Source organism: Kitasatospora sp. NPDC057518 (assembly GCF_042802075.1).
GTDB lineage: Bacteria > Actinomycetota > Actinomycetes > Streptomycetales > Streptomycetaceae > Kitasatospora.
On sequence record NZ_JBHVEU010000641.1, the window covers coordinates 1 to 3,667 of the forward strand.

Here is a 3,667-nt window from a genome sequence, read left to right on the forward strand (position 1 = left end):
GGATCAGGCGAAGGTGTTGGTGGACCAGATGGCGTTGCCGATGCCTTCGCCGCCGTCGGCCTTGTAGACGACGAGGTTGCCGTCGTCCTGGAGCTTCAGGAAGGCGCCCGTCGACCAGAAGGTGCCGGAGGCCCAGAGGCTGCGGCTGCCGTCCGCGGTGTAGACGACGGCGTTGCCGTCGGGCTGGATCCGGAGGAAGGCGTTGCCGTTGCCGGCGGTGTTGCTGTGCCACAGGACCGCGTTGTCGCTCAGGCGGTAGAGGACGAGGTCACCGTCCCACTGCATCGCCAGGCGGGTGGTCTTCGCGTACACCTGCTGGCCGGCCACGAGCTGGGTGCCGGAGCGGAAGGTGGTGGCGCTCCAGACGGTGTTGGCGACCGTCTCGGCGGCGTTCTTCTTGTAGAGCGCGAAGGTGCCGTCGTCCTGGAGCTTGAGGAACGCGCCGCTCTGGCCCCAGGTGTTGGAGCCCCACAGGGCGCCGGTGCCGGCGGCCGGGTTGCCGTCGCTCTTGTACAGGACGAAGTTGCCGTCCGTCTGCACGTACGCCCACGCCCCCTTGTTCCCGGAGGTGTTGGTGTTCCAGGTGGGCTCGGCGTCGGCGCGGCGGTAGCGGACCAGGTTGCCGTCCGCCTGCATCTCGACCACGGCGGTCTGCGACTGGAACCACTGACCGGGCTTGATCTTGGTGTCGCTGTTCAGCTTCTGGTCCAGGCGGATGGTGCCGGCGGACCACAGGACGGAGCTGCCGTCGGCCTTGACCATGGCCACGTTGCCGTCGTTCCGGAGCTTGAGGAACGCGCCGTTCTGGCCCCAGGTGCCGGAGGCCCACAGGGCGCCGGTGCCGGCGGCCGGGTTGCCGTCGCTCTTGTAGACGACGAGGTTGCCGTCCGGCTGGATGTACGCCCAGGCGCCGTTGTTGCCCGAAGTCCCGCTCGACCACAGGATCCCGTTGTCGACCTGCTTGTGGGTGACGACCAGGTCGCCGTCCGGCCGCATGGTCAGCTTCAGGTCCGCGCCGACGATCGACTGTCCGGAGGTCAGCTTGGTGTCCGACTTGACCGACACGCCGCCGGCGGCCACGGTCGAGGAGACCCATCCGCCGAGGTCGTCGACGCGGGTGGCGGTCGCGCCGGTGCGGGTCTCGGTGGCCGGGGTGTCGAGGCAGCCGCCCTGCCAGGAGCGGGAGGCGACGGCGACGAGTTCGGACTTGCCGCCCGTCTCGCGGATCGTGGGGGCGCCGGTGTCGCCCTTGCAGACCGCCGCGCCGCCGGTGCCGGTGACGCTGATGCCGGTCGCGCTCACGGTGCCGAGGGTGAAGGAGCCGGTGTGGGGCTTCAGCGGGGCCCACTCGTCCTTGGTGCGGCCGTACCCGGCCACCCGCAGGTTCTCTCCCGAGGTGGGGGCGGTCGTGGCGAACGCCGGCGGGGTGATGCCGTCCACGGCGGTGGCCAGGCGGGCCATCACCAGGTCGCGCTCCTGCCGCGGCACCAGCTCGGCCACGTCGGCGGACTTGGCGCCCACCGTGACGGTCGTCTTCCACTTCGGCGCGCCGGCCGCCAGCGCCTGCGGCTGAGCGGGGTCGTCGGAGAAGCAGGACGCGGCGGTCAGCACCCAGTAGTGGTCCACCAGCGTGCCGGTGCAGCCGCGCAGGGCGTCGCCGACGACGATCCGGGCGGTGTAGGCGTACGAGCCGTCGGCGGCGGCGTCGCCGGTCACCGCGCCGGCCGGGGTGAAGGAGGTCATCGTGCCGGCGGCCGCGGCCGCGGCCGCTACCAGCACGCCCGCTCGTCGGGAGCGGGGCGAGGAGTTGCGAGGCATGAACAGGGTTCCCAACGATAAGAGGTGAATTCGGGTAGCGATCGGTCCGACGTGGTCCGGCGGGTTTCCCGCCGGCGTCTTCGCCGACGATCGCGAAGCGCTGTCCTGGAGCGCGGAGGGCCTGCGGGGCAGGTCAGCGGTGAGGCTGGCCCGGCAGTTCGGGCCCGTGGTCGCCGAGGCCGGGGACGAGTGAGCCGCCCGCGTCCGACGGAGTCCGCGATCGCGCGGCCTCTGACGGGCCGCCAGGCCGTCGCCCTGCACCCGCTCAGCCGCCTGGAGCGGTACGAGCCGCAGGCCTGCAGCCGGCTCGCCGGCCTGTGCGGCCGGTGGCCCACCGCCGAGCGACGGCAGCCGGCTGCCGAGGAACTCGCAGCGCAGGCCCGGCCGTTCGGCACCCTGGCGGTCGGAGTCCCGCTGTGCGGCCCCGTCGGGCTTCGTGGAGTCGGCCGCCGTCTGCGGGGTGGACGCGGAGGGCGTTCGCACCGCTCGCGGGCCGCGGCGATGCGGGCCGCTCGGATGGTTCGGGTCCCGCTGGTCCCGGTCCCGCCACTCGCGCGGCGGGGCCGGGGCCGGGGGATCAGGCGTGCGTCAAACCGCCTGATCGGAGCCTCACTTGGAGGTGGTGAGCTCCAGCAGGGTGAACGGGCGCTGCTGCGGGTCGGTGAGCTCGCCGACCTTGTTCCAGGTGTTCGGCTTCAGGTCGTGGATCTTGGTCTCGGTGCCGTTCACCATGACCACGTGGACGGAGTAGTCGGAGGTGGAGACGGCGTAGGTCGACGGCAGCTCCAGGCTGAGCCGACCGGACGTGCCGGTGGTGGTGAAGCAGAAGCGGCCGCCGCCGACCTTGTCGGTCTCCGCCATGTTCCGGGCGTCGACCTCCAGCAGACCCGGGGCGCAGGGCACGAGGACGATGTGGCCGTCACCGCTCTTCAGCCGGATGCCACGGTCCGCGAAGATCTGGTCCGCGCCGGGGTAGGCGAAGTCCTCCACGGCCGGCGGCGGAGTGTCGTCGGCGGTCAGCGCCTTCGGAGCGGCGGCGGTGCCGCCGGGCGCGGCGGCGCTGCGGTCAGCCGCGACGGCGCCCACGACGCCGGACACCGCGACCGTGCCGGCGACCGCGCCGACGATGACCATCTTGGTGATGGAACGCATGAATAAAACCCCCTGATTAGCCGTCAATTGCTGCTGGTTCGCAGCGGACCTGCCGAGTCGGTGCACGTACCGGCGACCTGGTCGAATGGCGTTTCCGGCCACCCCCGGCCACCCCCGGCCCCGACCGGCACCATTGCTATCACGAGCGGGTCGACTTCCGGAAGATCGTTTCCCGCTTCGGAAGCATCTGGAATTCCGCCATGTTCGTATACGGCCTATATGCCCGGGGAGAAGGTTGTCGCGGGCGGGTGAGCCGTGGACCGAGTCGCTACCGGGTGGTCCAGATCGCCGCGGTCCCGAAGACGACAAGGGACACGAAGACCTGCGCCATCATGGCGGGCGGCCACGTGTTGTCCTCCGACTCGCCCCTCTCCTTCGCCTCCATCAGGCGCTGCGCGAACTTCCTGCGGTGGCCGACCATTCCCACCGGGAAGGCCACCACCGCGAAGGAGTACATGGCGAGCACCGCGGCCGCGTCCATGTGCTTCGCGTAGTAGCTGCCGAGGCCGAAGACCACCATCGCGGCCGGCGCCAGCGCCATGCTGATCCGGTGCGTGCGCGTGGGCATTCCCGGCACCAGCACCGCCCAGAACACCGCGGTCGCCAGAATCGCGAGCCACCACCACGAAACGACACCAAGCCCCAACGGATACACCGAACACCCCCCTCGTTCCGGCTGTGGAGCCCGCGTCGGACG

General features: G+C 71.3%; 3 protein-coding genes. All 3 read right to left on the reverse strand.

The genetic code is table 11. From position 1 onward, the window contains the following. Positions 1–3: 3 nt before the first annotated feature. Positions 4–1,818 (reverse strand): trypsin-like serine protease, encoded by a 1,815-nt coding sequence (locus tag ACFU7Z_RS37620; RefSeq protein ID WP_380782599.1) that lies wholly within the window; start codon positions 1,816–1,818, stop codon positions 4–6. 609 nt (positions 1,819–2,427) lie between these two features. After that, positions 2,428–2,970 carry a hypothetical protein gene (locus ACFU7Z_RS37625; protein ID WP_053112263.1) on the reverse strand — a complete coding sequence of 181 codons (543 nt, stop codon included), beginning with the start codon at positions 2,968–2,970 and terminating at the stop codon, positions 2,428–2,430. A 268-nt stretch (positions 2,971–3,238) separates the two neighbouring features. Then, positions 3,239–3,538, reverse strand: coding sequence for a hypothetical protein (locus ACFU7Z_RS37630; RefSeq protein WP_143204551.1), 300 nt, complete (start codon positions 3,536–3,538; stop codon positions 3,239–3,241). Between the last annotated feature and the right edge of the window lie 129 nt (positions 3,539–3,667).

What these genes read in the sequence shown, in the direction of transcription:
- ACFU7Z_RS37620 (WP_380782599.1), bottom strand. Translation starts at nt 1,818, where the DNA reads ATGCCTCGCAACTCCTCGCCCCGCTCCCGACGAGCGGGCGTGCTGGTA.
- ACFU7Z_RS37625 (WP_053112263.1), bottom strand. Translation starts at nt 2,970, where the DNA reads ATGCGTTCCATCACCAAGATGGTCATCGTCGGCGCGGTCGCCGGCACG.
- ACFU7Z_RS37630 (WP_143204551.1), bottom strand. Translation starts at nt 3,538, where the DNA reads ATGCCCACGCGCACGCACCGGATCAGCATGGCGCTGGCGCCGGCCGCG.